This window comes from Ruegeria sp. CF5 (assembly GCF_056537325.1).
The window spans coordinates 57,062-70,088 of sequence record NZ_JBQFRI010000008.1 but is presented as its reverse complement, the minus strand read 5'-3'; the positions used below and the strand labels follow the sequence as shown (position 1 = coordinate 70,088).

The following is a 13,027-nucleotide window of genomic DNA, read 5'->3' as shown; positions in this document are numbered from 1 at the left end:
GGGTATCGGGGGGCGCTGCCCCCACCGCGCTTCGCGCGTCTCCCCCGGAGTATTTTGGAAAAGATGAAGCTGTGGTTTCATTCCGCAGGCTCCATGGCAACGTCCGCCCTCGGCAGCAGACTCTGCGGGTCATAGGCGGGTTCGCCCAGAATGCGCCCCTTGCGTGGCTGGCCCGCGATCACAACCTCGATCTGCGTCCCCGGCACGTTGGCGTGCGGTTTGACATAGGCAAAGGCAAGGATCTTGCCGACGGTGTGACCATAGGCAACCGAAGCGGTCGAGCCGACCACCTTGCCCTCGAGCAGCACCGCCTCACCGCCATGACCATCCTCGACCCCATCCGGTTCGATCTCCATATAGGTGCAGACCCACGGCAAGTCGGTGTTCAAGGTCTTGTCTTTACCCAGATAGTCCTTGTCGGTGCGCGCAAAGCGCAGAACATCCGCCTCGGCAAGTGTCACCTCATTGGTCAACTCACCAGCGCCCTTGAAGCCTTTTTCCATCCGCAGCGCGTTCATCGCGAAGGAGCCATAGTCGGTGATCCCATGCGCCTCACCCGCCGCCCAGAGCGCATCATAGACCGCCAGCGCGCTGTCGCGCGGGATATGCAACTCCCATCCCAGCTCACCGGCATAGGACATGCGGAACGCCCAGAGTCTGTGCCCGGCCACCTCAATCTCCTGCGCGGTCAGCCATTTGAACCCGGCATTGCTCAGGTCCGCATCGGTGCAGGCGGCCAGAACCTCGCGCGCCTTTGGGCCGTTCAGGCTTAACGCCGCCCAATCGTTGGATCGCAGGATGATCCGGGCATCTTCATCCGCGCGCTGGTGGTTCAGATGATCCAGCAGGCGTTGTTCGAAGAAGGCCGCGCAGACAAGGTAATAGCGTCCTTCGTCCAGCTTCACGACCGTGGTTTCCAACTCGATCCGGCCACGGCGGTTCAGCATATGGGTCAGAGCGATGCCCCCCGCCTTTTGCGGCAGGCGGTTTGCGACCAGCCGGTCCAGCAGCGCCTCGGCACCGGGTCCCGTCACCTCGACCTTGGTAAAGGCCGAGATATCCATGATCCCCACCGCCTCGCGCACGGCCTTGCATTCGGTACCGACCATGTCGTGCACCACGTTGCGGCGGAACGAGTAGTGATCGCGCTGTTCGACACCGTCTTTGGCAAACCAGCGCGGGCGTTCATGGCCATAGACCTCTTCGTAAACCGCGCCCTTGTCCTTCAGCCGTTCGTAGAGTGGCGAGGGTTTGATCGGACGCCCTTCCAGCCGGTTGAAATGCGGGAATGGAATCTCATGGCGCAGCTTGTAATCCTCATGCGCCTTGGTGACCTGCCAGTCCTTGGTTGCATAAGCCCCGAACCGGCGCGGATCGTAGTCGCGCATCGAGATATCCGCCGCCCCATGCACCATCCAGCGCGCCAGTTCGCGGGTCAGACCCGGCCCCCAGCCGATGCCGATTTGCGTCCCACAGCAGCACCAATAGTTTCGGACCCCCGGCGCAGGTCCGATCAGCGGGTTGCCATCCGGCGGGTGCGAAATCGCACCGTGCACTTCGCGCTGAATACCCAGTTCCGCAAAAATCGGCATCCGGTTCAGGCTTTCCTCAAGCCATGGCATGATCCGGTCGTAATCGGCGTCGAACAACCAGTTCTCGTAATCCCATGGGCAATGGTCGTGCCAGACGGAATTCGAGTTCTCTTTCTCGTAAATCCCGATCAGCCCGCGCTTTTGCTCCATCCGGATGTAGCCGGAAACTTTCTTGTCATCGCGGATGACCGGCAATTCCTTGTCCAGCCCCTCGAACACGGGCACCGGCTCGGTCACGAAATAGTGGTGCGTCATCGAGGTCATCGGCAGTTGCAGCCCCGACCACTCGCCCATCTGACGGGCATAGGTACCGCCTGCATTCACCACGTGCTCGCAGCGGATCGTGCCCTTCTCAGACTCGACCACCCATTCGCCGTTTTCGGCCTGCGTGATGTTCGTCGCCCGGCAATGACGGATGATCCTCGCCCCCAGCTGGCGCGCCCCGGCGGCCATCGCCATGGTCACATTGGTCGGGTCCACGTGGCCGTCATCCGGCGTGTGCAGCGCGCCCAGCACGCCTTCGAGATTGTAGAACGGCTGCAGCTCGGCCACCTTTTCCGGCCCCACCAGTTCGATGTTGAACCCCAGCGACCGGCCCACCGACAGCGTGTGGCGCAGCCAGTCCATTTCATCCTCGGTATAAGCCAGACGGAAGGAGCCGCAGCCGTGCCATGTCACTGCCTGGCCGGTCTCGGCCTCCAATGCGCCAGAATACAGGCCGATGTTGTAATCCACACATTTGCCCAGCCCGAAGGAACTGGTCGAATGGGTGATCTGACCGGCCGCATGCCACGTGCTGCCGCTGGTCAGTTCGGCCTTTTCCAGCAGGACCACATCGGTCCACCCTTCATGTGCCAGATGATAGGCCAGACCGACCCCCATGACACCTCCGCCCACGATCACCACGCGGGCCTGTGACGGCAGTTCCTTCCCGGACATGATTTTTCCTCTTCCCGAGTCGCGTTTCTGCTCGACAGGCTAATTCCACAAATGTACCATCGTCAATCATGAATGACACAAATGTATCATCAACCGTTCTGGACCGCCTGACCGAGGAATGGGACGCCCTGACGCCCGAGGCGCAGAAGGCCGCGCGCTATGTGCTGGAAAATCCCACGGATGTTGGGGTTTCAACGGTGCGCGAGATTGCCGAGGCCGCCAATGTCAAACCCAACACTTTCGTGCGCATGGCGCGGCAGGTCGGCTTTGACGGGTACGAGGATTTCCGCGCACCCTTCCGCCAAGCGATTCGACAAGGCGCGGTGTCGTTTCCGGACCGCGCCCGCTGGCTGCAGGGCATAGGCAAGTCAGGGGAACTGGGCGGGCTCTATGCCGATATGGTCGGGTCCGCGATCCGCAACATCGAAGAAACATTTGCAGGTATCGACGCCGCACGCCTGAAGGCCGCCGCCGAAGATATCTGGAACTCGCGCCAAATCTTTACGCTTGGTGTCGGCGTCAACAACTCGAACGCCCGCAACTTCACCTACCTTGCCTCGACGGGGATGAAACAGTTCCACGCCATCCCCCGCCCCGGCTCGACCCCGGTGGACGATCTGGCGTGGGCTGACAAGCAGGACGTTCTGATCGCCATCACCTGCAAACCGTACCGCACCGAAGTGATCGAGGCCGTGAAGCTGGCCCGCGAACAGGGGCTGACCGTTGTCGGCCTCTCGGACAGCCCGGCCAGCCCGATCATCCTGAACGCCCATCACGGCTTTGTCGTCGCCGCCGACACGCCGCAATTCTTTCCGTCCTCCGTTTCGACCATCGCGCTGCTGGAAACGCTGCTGTCCTTCGTGATCGCCGTCTCCAGCGACGAGATCGTCGAGCGGGTCGAACGGTTTCACCAACGCAGACACCAACTTGGCCTCTACGCGGAGGAGCCCGAATGAACGCACCCCTGACCCACTCACTGGACGCCCGGTATTACACTGACCCAGCGATCTTCGAGCAGGAGATGCAGGGTTTACTGGCCCGAACGTGGCAATTCGCAGGACACGTCGCACAGGTGCGCGAGACAGGGGATTACTTCGCCTTCGAGATCGCCGGACAGAACCTCTTTTGCATTCGCGGCCGCGACGGGGAAATCCGCACGTTCTACAACGTTTGCCAACACCGCGCGCACGAAATGGTGACGGGTGCAGGCAACACCCGCGTCGTGGTCTGCCCCTACCACGCCTGGACTTATGAGCTGTCGGGTCAATTGCGCGCTGGGCCGAACATCAAATCCGTCCCCGGCTTTGACCGAAGCACCATCTGCCTGACCTCTGTCCGCACCGAGATCTTCAACGGTTTCATCTTCGTCAACCTCGATGATGACGCCGCCCCGATGGACGAATGGTACCCCGGCGTGCGCGAGGAAATCCGCGCCTTTGTTCCGCATATCGACGATCTGGAACCGCTGGAATGGGTCGAGATTCCGGAAAACTGCAACTGGAAGGTCAGTGTCGAGAACTACTCGGAATGCTACCACTGCCCGACCAATCACCCGACCTTTGCCGAAGGCGTGGTCAAGCCCGAGACCTATGACATCCAGCCCGACGCAGGCGGCGGTTATGTGCTGCGCCACACGACGGAATGCCAAAGCCTCGACAAGATGACCTATCCCATCGACCTGTCAGTTCCTCATGCGGGCGACTATCAGTCGTGGTTCCTGTGGCCGATGTTCTCGTTCCAGTGCTACCCGGGCAATGTGCTGAACACCTATCACTGGCGCGCGGGTGACGCCGACCACTGCACCGTCTGGCGCGGCTGGTACACCGAGGGCGGCTCGGAAAGCGCGGTGATCCGGCAACTGGCCGTACAGGATCGTGAAACCACGGTCGAGGAAGACATACGTCTGGTCGAAAGCGTCCACCGCGGCCTCAAATCCCGCGGCTATCGCCCGGGCCCTCTGGTGCTGGACCCCGGCTGTGGCGTGATGTCGGAACATTCGATCGCCCGCTTGCAACAATGGATGCGCGAGGGTGTGGAAACATGAGGTCAACAGTCGCCACAGCCAAGGAAATTCGTCGAATTTTCTTGGTCCCGGAGCACGCGGAATGACCCGCCTTTCAGGTCAGTGCATGTGCGGCGCAGTAACGTGGTCCTCGACAGGGAACGTGACGCGCCGTTTGTCCTGCCATTGCGGCGACTGTCAAAAGGCCACTTCCTCTCCCTTCACGACCTTTGTCGGACTGGCCCCCGAAGCCGTTGAATGGGTGGGAGAGGTCAACCATTTCGAAAGTTCCCCCGGCACCCATCGTGGCTTTTGCCCCAAATGTGGATCACGTCTGTATTTCAGGTCCGACAAATGGCCGGGCGAAATCCACATTCACGCGGCAACACTGGATGATGATGCAGGCTACGTCCCAGACGCCCATGTGGTCATGGGCAGCGCAGTTTCGTGGCTGCAATTGTCGGATGACATTCCCAAACATCAAAGCTTTCAGGCCGATCCCGCCATAGCGAACAAGGAGTAACCCCATGCTCATGCCCGGAGAATGGCGCCCCGAACACAAACTGTTCCCCTATCAGGTGGGCTTTACCTCTCCGCCCTTCGACTTTGACGCGGCCCCTTCGGACTTCCTGCGAATGTGCCCCGAGACGGTGGGCGTGCATGGCTGGATGTTGCATGTGCCCGACTATGTGCACGGGCTGGACCAACGCAAAAAGAACTTTGGCATGCTCGAAGATTTCGTCCACTGCATGTCCCGCAACGGCGTCGATGTCTGCGGTCAGGTCGGCTCGAACTGGGTGCACGCCTGCGGGCTGGGGGTCGAGGGCGTGCGGCAGCATTGCGAGGACCTGTCCGACAAGCACGGCATCCGTTTTCACATGGCCGGTTACGCCATGGTCGAGGCCCTGCGCGAGATGAATGTGGAAAAGGTCGCCCTCAACGCCGCCTATCACTGGCCCGAATGGTGGCAGGGTACGGTCGGCTTTCTGCGCGAGGCCGGGTTCGATGTGCTTTATGCGGGTAACTTCCACGATCAGGGCTGGTTCGCCGATCAGGAAGAGGTCAACTCCTATCGCTGGGTATTTGACGGTGATCTGGCCCGTAAGAGTTTCGAATATGTTGCCGAACAGGCCCCGCAAGCGGACGCGATCCTGATTAACGGCATGTGCAACTTCCGCACTGGCCCCGGCGGTTTACCGCAACGCCCGCTGCATCTGGCGGACGAGTTGGAAACCGCTCTGGGCAAACCGGTCATCGGTCACGACATCGCGCTTTACTGGCGCATCTTCAAATCGCTGGGCCTTGCCCCAGAGACGCCGCGCGGGCGATTGTTACAAAGCCTGTAGGCGCACAAACAGGTTGTACAAACCGGAAGAAACCCCCTCAGAAACAGGTACAAAATGCACAAAATCCTTGCCCTCTGGGCTGTTCCCCGCTCGACCTCGACCGCCTTCGAATGGATGATGCGACAGCGCGGCGATCTGGACTGCCTGCACGAACCCTTTGGCGAAGCCTGGTATCAGGGCGAGGAACCCCTGTGGCACCGCTTTCAGCCGGGCGAGAAAACAACACCTGGCCTGACACTGGAAACCGTTTGGGCGGATGTGCAGGACCGCGCCCGCAAAGGGCCGGTATTCATGAAGGATTTCCCCCATTATATCAATCACATGTGGGATGCTGAGTTTCTTTCGAACTTCAACCACGCTTTCCTGATCCGCGATCCGGCCAAGACGATCACCTCGATGTACAAGCAATGGCCGGACTTCGCCGAAGGCGAGGTCGGCTTTCCCGAACAGCGTGCATTGTTTGACTTACTGACCGCCCTGAACGGTGCGCCGCCTTGCGTAATCGACAGCGACGACTTGCTGGAAAACCCTTATGGTATAACGAAAAAATTCTGTGAAACCATGGGGATACCGTTCATCGAAGAGGCCCTCACCTGGGAAGCGGGTGGGGATCCGTCGGCCCATAGCTGGTGGGATGGCGGCTCGTTTCACGGCAATCTCGCCAAGTCCACCGGGCTGACCCCGCAACCGCGCAAACACATTTCGCTGGATGAAGCCCCGGATCGGGTTAAACAGGTACACCGCCGGATGAAGCCGCACTACGATCACCTATATAAACATCGGCTGACAGCCTGACCCCATCACACCGACTACCACGGAGACCCTAATGGCAGACATCTTTGACGAAGACCTTTTCCTAAAAGGGCTGGAACAGCGCAAAGGCACACTTGGCGCGGAATATGTCGAAAAAAATCTTGCCGCTGCCGATGACTTTACGCGCCCGTTTCAGGAAGCCATGACAGCCTGGTGCTGGGGCTTTGGCTGGGGAGATGACGTCATTGACGCAAAAACGCGCTCGATGATGAACCTGTCCATGATCGGCGCCTTGGGAAAGATGCACGAATGGGAGATTCATTGCCGGGGCGCAATCACCAACGGCGTCAGCAAAGAGGAAATTCGCGCTATTATTCATGTGGTTGGAATTTATTGCGGCGTCCCACAGGCCCTGGAATGTTTCCGTGTGGCCCGCAAAGTTCTGGACGAAGCCGGGCAACTTTGACCCTTGGCCAATAACCCAAAAGAAGGCCCGCTTTTAGGCGGGTCTTTTTTTAATCTCATCCTGATATGTTACAGAATAAGTGTAGCTACCAATTATTCGTTACATTTCTCTTGCCGCGAATCGCTTCATCGCGTATTACCCGACCAATCGGTCACTTAATGACGCCCTACGCAAGACTGGAGTTTCTGACGCATGGACGCCTTTATCTGCGACGCACAACGGACCCCGATCGGACGCTACGGCGGTGCGCTGTCACAGGTTCGCACTGACGATCTGGCGGCGATTCCGCTTGCGGCTCTGAAAGAGCGAAACCCACAGGTGGATTGGTCCAGTGTCGATGACGTCATTTTTGGCGATGCCAATCAGGCCGGGGAAAGCAACCGGAACGTCGCGCGGATGGCCGCCTTGCTGGCGGGATTGCCGGTCGAGGTTCCCGGCACCACGATTAACCGGCTGTGCGCATCAGGAATGGACGCTGTGGGCATGGCTGCGCGCGCTATAAAAGCGGGTGATTATGACATGGCCATCGCAGGCGGCGTTGAAAGCATGTCGCGCGCGCCGTTCGTTATGCCCAAGGCAACAAGCGCCTTCACCCGCTCAAACGCGGTTTACGACACCACCATCGGCTGGCGCTTCGTCAACAAAAAGATGCAGCAGATGTACGGCACGGATTCGATGCCACAGACCGCTGACAACGTGGCCGATGATTATGATATTGGCCGCGCCGATCAGGATGCATTTGCCGCACGCAGCCAGGCCCGCTGGGCCGCGGCGCATGAGGCCGGGGTGTTCAAGGAGGAGATCACCCCGGTCACCATCCCACAGCGCAAAGGTGATCCAATCATCGTGGACACCGATGAACATCCCCGACCGGGCACAAGCGCCGACAAGCTGTCCGGGCTCAAGGGCGTCAACGGGCCAGACAAATCAGTGACGGCCGGAAACGCCTCGGGCGTGAACGACGGTGCCGCGGCAATCCTGCTGGCAAACGAGGCTTCCGCAGCCAAGAACAGCCTGACGCCGATTGCCCGCGTCGTAGGCATGTCTGTTGCAGGCGTTGAACCGCGCGTCATGGGAATTGGTCCCGTACCTGCCAGCCGCAAGGTGCTGGCGCGCGCCGGGCTAACCATCGACCAGATGGATGTGATAGAATTGAACGAGGCTTTTGCGTCTCAGGGCCTGGCCACCCTGCGCGAACTTGGTGTCGCCGATGATGCACCCCATGTGAATCCCAACGGCGGCGCGATTGCCATCGGTCACCCATTGGGCATGTCCGGCGCACGTCTTGTGATGACCGCAGCCTATCAACTGCAGCGTACGGGCGGGCGCTATGCGCTTTGCACCATGTGCGTTGGGGTTGGTCAGGGGGCCGCACTTATACTTGAACGCGTCTAAGGCGCGGACTGAACAGCGGGAACAGATAACATTCGCCGCGCGACAGAGAAAACGTGAGGAGATCCGATATGTACGCTCAGATGATCAAGACAGCTGGAACTGGCGTCAAATCCCGTGATGAAATGACGGATCAGGAACGTGACTTTCAGGATAAGATCGACGCAGATATCAAGATCGAGCCAAAGGACTGGATGCCGGATGACTATCGCGCAACGCTGATCCGTCAGATTGGCCAACACGCGCATTCGGAAATCGTCGGACAATTGCCCGAAGGCAACTGGATCACCCGCGCGCCGACACTCGAACGCAAGGCGATCCTGCTGGCCAAGGTACAAGACGAAGCAGGACATGGCCTGTATCTGTACTGCGCTGCCGAAACGCTGGGCGTGTCGCGCGATGAGATCACGGAAATGCTGCTGGATGGCCGCATGAAATACTCGTCCATTTTCAACTATCCGACATTGAACTGGGCCGACATCGGCGCGGTCGGTTGGCTGGTCGATGGTGCGGCGATCATGAATCAGGTGCCGTTGCAGCGAACCTCGTTTGGCCCCTATTCGCGCGCGATGATCCGCATCTGCAAGGAAGAGAGTTTTCACCAGCGGCAGGGCTACGATGCCATTCGGAAAATGGCGGAAGGCACACCTGAGCAAAAGCGGATGGCGCAGGACGCCCTGAACCGGCTTTGGTATCCGTCCCTCATGATGTTCGGACCATCCGACAAGGAATCCGTTCACAGCGCCCAGTCGATGGCTTGGAAAATCAAGATCAACACCAATGATGAACTGCGCCAGAAATTCGTGGACCAGACAGTACCTCAGGCAGAATATCTGGGGCTGACGATCCCCGATCCGCACCTGAAATGGAACGAAGAGCGCGGCCATTACGACTATTCAGACCCGGACTGGTCCGAATTCTTCGACGTTGTGCGGGGAAATGGCCCCTGCAACGTTGACCGGTTGGCAGCGCGCAACAAGGCCTGGGACGATGGGAAATGGGTGCGCGACGGTTTGCTGGCGCATGCCCGCAAGAAAAAAGCCACCGGCCTGGCCGCCGAATAACCCCACTCGTATGGAGGACTGCACATGAAAAACGAATGGCCCCTTTGGGAAATCTTCATCCGTGGCCAGCACGGCATGAGCCACCGGCACGTCGGTTCGCTGCACGCCCCTGACGCAGAGATGGCGATCAAGAATGCCCGCGACGTCTATACCCGCCGGAACGAGGGCGTGTCGATCTGGGCGGTCGAGGCCAACAACATCGCGGCAAGCTCGCCCGGCGACAAAGGCCCTCTGTATGAGCCGAGCGAAAGCAAGGTTTACCGCCATCCGACCTTTTTCGACATCCCCGAAGAAGTGGGGGCAATGTAATGACCCGCGATGAGGCATTCCTGCAATTCCTGCTGCGGATGGGGGACAACACCCTGATCCTCGGCCACCGTGTCAGCGAATGGTGCGGTCATGCACCTGTGCTGGAAGAGGACATTGCTTTGGCCAACACGGCGCTGGACCTGATTGGACAAACCCAGATGTGGCTGGGTCTTGCGGGGGATGTTCAGGGCGAAGGCAAAAGCGCCGATGATCTGGCGTTTCTGCGTGATGCGTGGGACTTCCGCAATGTGCTGCTGGTCGAAGTTCCCAACGGCGACTTTGGCCGCACTTTGATGCGCCAATTTCTGTTCGATGCCTGGCACTCGATCATGCTGGGTCGTCTGATGAAATCATCCGACGAACGTGTTGCCGCAATTGCAGAGAAGGCAAGCAAAGAGGTTGCCTATCACCTGGAACGCTCGGGCGATACCGTGGTCGGTCTTGGCGATGGAACCGAGGAAAGCCACGCCCGGATGCAGGATGCACTGGACTACCTCTGGCCCTACGTCGGTGAGATGTTTGCCGGCGATGACGTGGATGCAGAAATGTCTGCCGCGGGTATCGCGCCTGACCCCGCCGGGTTGCGCGAAGAATATGACGCCCTCGTCGGGCGCGTGCTGACTGAGGCGACGCTGACCATTCCCGAAAGCCGTTTTGCCCACAAGGGCGGGCGCGATGGACGGATGCATACCGAACACCTTGGGCATCTTCTGACGCAGATGCAGTGGCTGCAACGCGCCTATCCGGATGCGAGTTGGTAAATGACGATGACACGCGCCTCGGTCGATCAGATTTGGGAGTGGCTCGATACCGTTCCCGACCCCGAGATCCCAGTGATCTCGGTCGTGGATCTGGGTATCGTGCGCGATGTTCAATGGGATGCGGAAACACTGAAGGTCACGGTGACGCCAACCTATTCAGGTTGTCCGGCGACATCGGTGATCAGCATGGATATCGAAACGGCCCTGCGCGATCACGGCATCGAAGATATCCGTTTGGAAACAAGCATCTCTCCGGCCTGGACGACCGACTGGCTAAGTCAGAAGGGCCGCGAAAAACTTGAGGAATATGGCATCGCTCCACCCCAGCCCGCGGGTGGGCCGGAGCGATGCCCGAATTGCGGCAGCAAGGCAGTAGAAAGGGTTAGTCAATTCGGCTCGACCCCCTGCAAGGCCCACTGGCGCTGCACCGATTGCCTGGAACCATTTGATTATTTCAAGTGTATCTGAGCCCTAAAAAAGGAGAACAGCCGGATGGCACGCTTTCACGAACTGGAAGTCACAGACATCCATAAAACGATCCGTGACGCAGTGGTGGTCACGCTTGCACCGGTCAACGGTGCGGCCGAAGAGTTCGAGTTCACCCAGGGGCAGTACCTGACATTCCGCAGGGACTTCGACGGAGAGGAACTGCGCCGGTCATATTCGATTTGCGCAGGTAAGGATGACGGGGTCCTGCAAGTGGGCATCAAGCGCGTCGACGGCGGTGCCTTTTCCACCTGGGCCAACGAAGAACTCAAAGTCGGTGACAGATTGCAGGCCATGCCGCCAATGGGCAGCTTTTTCACCACCATCACTCCCGGTGCTGAAAAACAGTACCTTGGGTTTGCGGGCGGCTCGGGCATTACACCGGTTCTGTCGATCCTCAAGACGACACTGGCGCGCGAACCCGATGCTCGGTTTACCTTGGTCTACGCCAACAAGGGCGTGAACACGATCATGTTCCGCGAGGAACTGGAAGACCTCAAAAACCTTTATATGGGCCGTCTGAACGTGATCCATGTGCTGGAATCCGATGCGCAGGAAATTGACCTGTTCACCGGGCTGGTAACGCAGGAAAAATGCGCCGAGCTGTTCCGGCACTGGATCGATATCGAAAACGTCGACACAGCCTTTATCTGCGGCCCTGAACCGATGATGCTGGGTATCGCCGCGGCCCTGCGTGCGCATGGTCTAGACGACGGTCAGATCAAGTTCGAGCTGTTTGCAAGCGCCCAACCCGGACGGGCGAAACGCAAGGTCGTGTCGGCGGATGCCGCGACAAGTGCCAACCAGACCAAGACGTCGATCACGTTGGATGGGGCAACGCAAACCATCACCATGCCCAAGGATCTGTCGATCCTCGACGCGGCTTTGGAAAACGCCATGGATGCACCCTATGCCTGCAAAGCCGGAGTGTGTTCGACTTGCCGCTGCAAGGTCATCGAGGGCGATGTCGAGATGGTCGCCAACCATGCGCTGGAAGATTATGAGGTCGAGAAGGGCTATGTGCTGAGCTGCCAGGCCTTCCCGCTGACGGACACCGTTGTCGTCGACTACGACCAGTAAGGGAGAAGAACTATGGCCGAAGACATGACGATCGAAAGCTATCTGGCCGCCGGTGGTGTTCTGACCAACCCCACTAATGTCCCGCCGCGCTATCGTGCCGAGCTGATGAAACTGATGGCGACATTCGTGGACAGTGAGTTGGCCGGTGCAGCGGGTTTTGCCGACATCATCAATCAAGGGCCGGGCATCAAAGAGCGGATTGCAGCCGCCAGAATCGTTCTGGAAAAGACCGACCATGCTGACCGGGTCCTGCGCATCATGGGAGAGTTTGGTGCCAATGCCGAACGCTATGTAAGTCACCACCCGTGGACCACCCGGCTTGATCGTGGGGCGGATGTCGGCGCAACCAGATCCGAACATGACATGCGGCTTGCGGTGTTCAACTACCCGATTGAGGGTTGGGTAGACGCCGTTGTTATGAACCTTCTGATGAGCCGTGCCGTCGCCGTACAGCTGGCTGAGTTTTCCCTGATCTCATATCAACCGCTTGCCGAAGCCTTCCGGACCATTGCCCCGGTGGAGGCACATCACGGCGAACTTGCGCTGGAGGGTGCGGTGAAGCTTCTGGAACAGGGTCATACAAACGAGATGCAGGACGCCGTTGACTATTGGTGGCCGCGTGTTTCGGAAAGCTTTGGGACGGGGTCATCACAGAAGCTGGAAAGCCTTCGCGAGATGGGCCTGCGCAAGTCATCCAATTCCGAGCTCAAAACCAGATGGGACGCCGAAGCCGGCGCAATCCTGACAAACCTCGGCCTGAAAAAACCGGAGTAAATTACCCCTCCCGGGGTACTCCCGCCTGTCGTTGACGCCTTCGGCGCCGCTTCCCGTTGGGCC

At 59.3% G+C, this 13,027-nt stretch carries 14 protein-coding genes; 13 read left to right on the top strand and 1 reads right to left on the bottom strand.

What is annotated here, in order from left to right; translation table 11 throughout:
- Nucleotides 1–77: 77 nt before the first annotated feature.
- Nucleotides 78–2,531: an FAD-dependent oxidoreductase gene (locus ACR0NW_RS17605; protein WP_480451758.1), complete on the bottom strand. Its 2,454-nt coding sequence runs from the start codon at nt 2,529–2,531 to the stop codon at nt 78–80.
- 68 nt (nt 2,532–2,599) lie between these two features.
- Between ACR0NW_RS17605 and ACR0NW_RS17600 the strand changes: the two genes are divergently transcribed.
- The 13 genes from ACR0NW_RS17600 to ACR0NW_RS17540 all read left to right on the top strand — a co-directional run bounded on the left by ACR0NW_RS17600 (nt 2,600) and on the right by ACR0NW_RS17540 (nt 12,964).
- Nucleotides 2,600–3,487, top strand: coding sequence for a MurR/RpiR family transcriptional regulator (locus tag ACR0NW_RS17600; RefSeq protein WP_480451757.1), 888 nt, complete (start codon nt 2,600–2,602; stop codon nt 3,485–3,487).
- Nucleotides 3,484–4,575 carry an aromatic ring-hydroxylating oxygenase subunit alpha gene (locus ACR0NW_RS17595; protein WP_480451755.1) on the top strand — a complete coding sequence of 364 codons (1,092 nt, stop codon included), beginning with the start codon at nt 3,484–3,486 and terminating at the stop codon, nt 4,573–4,575. The genes ACR0NW_RS17600 and ACR0NW_RS17595 overlap by 4 nt, the downstream gene beginning before the upstream one ends.
- 61 nt (nt 4,576–4,636) lie before the next feature.
- Nucleotides 4,637–5,056, top strand: a complete 420-nt coding sequence (locus tag ACR0NW_RS17590) for a GFA family protein (protein ID WP_480451753.1) — start codon at nt 4,637–4,639, stop codon at nt 5,054–5,056.
- 4 nt (nt 5,057–5,060) lie between these two features.
- Nucleotides 5,061–5,879, top strand: coding sequence for an aspartate racemase/maleate isomerase family protein (locus ACR0NW_RS17585; RefSeq protein WP_480451751.1), 819 nt, complete (start codon nt 5,061–5,063; stop codon nt 5,877–5,879).
- A gap of 54 nt (nt 5,880–5,933) precedes the next feature.
- Entirely contained in the window at nt 5,934–6,674 is a 741-nt protein-coding gene (locus ACR0NW_RS17580) for a sulfotransferase-like domain-containing protein (protein WP_480451749.1), read from the top strand.
- 31 nt (nt 6,675–6,705) lie between these two features.
- On the top strand, nt 6,706–7,098 hold the full coding sequence (locus ACR0NW_RS17575) for a carboxymuconolactone decarboxylase family protein (RefSeq protein ID WP_480451748.1): 393 nt from the start codon (nt 6,706–6,708) through the stop codon (nt 7,096–7,098).
- A 192-nt stretch (nt 7,099–7,290) separates the two neighbouring features.
- Nucleotides 7,291–8,493, top strand: coding sequence for a 3-oxoadipyl-CoA thiolase (gene pcaF / locus ACR0NW_RS17570; protein WP_480451746.1), 1,203 nt, complete (start codon nt 7,291–7,293; stop codon nt 8,491–8,493).
- Between the two features lie 68 nt (nt 8,494–8,561).
- A complete protein-coding gene (gene paaA / locus ACR0NW_RS17565) occupies nt 8,562–9,554 on the top strand; it encodes a 1,2-phenylacetyl-CoA epoxidase subunit PaaA (protein ID WP_480451744.1) in 993 nt (330 codons plus the stop codon).
- 24 nt (nt 9,555–9,578) lie between these two features.
- Nucleotides 9,579–9,863: a 1,2-phenylacetyl-CoA epoxidase subunit PaaB gene (paaB, locus tag ACR0NW_RS17560; protein WP_170654343.1), complete on the top strand. Its 285-nt coding sequence runs from the start codon at nt 9,579–9,581 to the stop codon at nt 9,861–9,863.
- Nucleotides 9,863–10,624 carry a 1,2-phenylacetyl-CoA epoxidase subunit PaaC gene (gene paaC, locus ACR0NW_RS17555; protein WP_480451742.1) on the top strand — a complete coding sequence of 254 codons (762 nt, stop codon included), beginning with the start codon at nt 9,863–9,865 and terminating at the stop codon, nt 10,622–10,624. The genes paaB and paaC overlap by 1 nt, the downstream gene beginning before the upstream one ends.
- A gap of 6 nt (nt 10,625–10,630) precedes the next feature.
- A complete protein-coding gene (paaD, locus tag ACR0NW_RS17550; protein ID WP_170654439.1) occupies nt 10,631–11,092 on the top strand; it encodes a 1,2-phenylacetyl-CoA epoxidase subunit PaaD in 462 nt (153 codons plus the stop codon).
- A 24-nt stretch (nt 11,093–11,116) separates the two neighbouring features.
- Nucleotides 11,117–12,190 carry a 2Fe-2S iron-sulfur cluster-binding protein gene (locus ACR0NW_RS17545; protein ID WP_480451740.1) on the top strand — a complete coding sequence of 358 codons (1,074 nt, stop codon included), beginning with the start codon at nt 11,117–11,119 and terminating at the stop codon, nt 12,188–12,190.
- A 12-nt stretch (nt 12,191–12,202) separates the two neighbouring features.
- The gene (locus ACR0NW_RS17540) at nt 12,203–12,964 is read left to right on the top strand and encodes a Phenylacetic acid catabolic protein (protein WP_480451739.1); all 762 of its coding nucleotides are present in this window, start codon (nt 12,203–12,205) and stop codon (nt 12,962–12,964) included.
- The last annotated feature ends 63 nt before the right edge of the window (nt 12,965–13,027 follow it).

Coding starts and splice junctions, on each gene's coding strand:
- ACR0NW_RS17605 (WP_480451758.1), bottom strand. CDS start 2,531: ATGTCCGGGAAGGAACTGCCGTCACAGGCCCGCGTGGTGATCGTGGGC.
- ACR0NW_RS17600 (WP_480451757.1), top strand. CDS start 2,600: ATGAATGACACAAATGTATCATCAACCGTTCTGGACCGCCTGACCGAG.
- ACR0NW_RS17595 (WP_480451755.1), top strand. CDS start 3,484: ATGAACGCACCCCTGACCCACTCACTGGACGCCCGGTATTACACTGAC.
- ACR0NW_RS17590 (WP_480451753.1), top strand. CDS start 4,637: ATGACCCGCCTTTCAGGTCAGTGCATGTGCGGCGCAGTAACGTGGTCC.
- ACR0NW_RS17585 (WP_480451751.1), top strand. CDS start 5,061: ATGCTCATGCCCGGAGAATGGCGCCCCGAACACAAACTGTTCCCCTAT.
- ACR0NW_RS17580 (WP_480451749.1), top strand. CDS start 5,934: ATGCACAAAATCCTTGCCCTCTGGGCTGTTCCCCGCTCGACCTCGACC.
- ACR0NW_RS17575 (WP_480451748.1), top strand. CDS start 6,706: ATGGCAGACATCTTTGACGAAGACCTTTTCCTAAAAGGGCTGGAACAG.
- pcaF (WP_480451746.1), top strand. CDS start 7,291: ATGGACGCCTTTATCTGCGACGCACAACGGACCCCGATCGGACGCTAC.
- paaA (WP_480451744.1), top strand. CDS start 8,562: ATGTACGCTCAGATGATCAAGACAGCTGGAACTGGCGTCAAATCCCGT.
- paaB (WP_170654343.1), top strand. CDS start 9,579: ATGAAAAACGAATGGCCCCTTTGGGAAATCTTCATCCGTGGCCAGCAC.
- paaC (WP_480451742.1), top strand. CDS start 9,863: ATGACCCGCGATGAGGCATTCCTGCAATTCCTGCTGCGGATGGGGGAC.
- paaD (WP_170654439.1), top strand. CDS start 10,631: ATGACACGCGCCTCGGTCGATCAGATTTGGGAGTGGCTCGATACCGTT.
- ACR0NW_RS17545 (WP_480451740.1), top strand. CDS start 11,117: ATGGCACGCTTTCACGAACTGGAAGTCACAGACATCCATAAAACGATC.
- ACR0NW_RS17540 (WP_480451739.1), top strand. CDS start 12,203: ATGGCCGAAGACATGACGATCGAAAGCTATCTGGCCGCCGGTGGTGTT.